The 248-nt window shown below is 71.0% G+C and carries 1 protein-coding gene; it reads right to left on the reverse strand.

Annotation, left to right across the window (positions count from 1 at the left end; all coding sequences use genetic code 11):
* Window positions 1–248 (reverse strand): methyl-accepting chemotaxis protein (locus MKL09_RS15350; RefSeq protein ID WP_244021422.1); only part of this gene is annotated, 248 nt, incomplete at both ends.

The raw sequence follows: 248 nt of genomic DNA on the forward strand, positions 1-248 counted from the left end.
ACCACCGCGAAGCCGCGGCCGTGCTCGCCGGCACGCGCCGCCTCGACGGCGGCGTTGAGGGCCAGCAGATCGGTCTGCCGGGCGATCTCCTGCACGATGGTGATCTTCTGGGCGATGGTCTGCATGGCATCGACCGCCTTCCCGACCGCGGCACCGCTGGCCTCGGCGTCCTGCGCCGACTGACGCGCGATCGCCTCGGTCTGGCTGGCGTTCTGGGCGTTCTGCTTCACGTTGGCGGCCATCTCCTC

It is taken from the genome of Methylobacterium sp. J-048 (assembly GCF_022829515.1).
GTDB lineage: Bacteria > Pseudomonadota > Alphaproteobacteria > Rhizobiales > Beijerinckiaceae > Methylobacterium.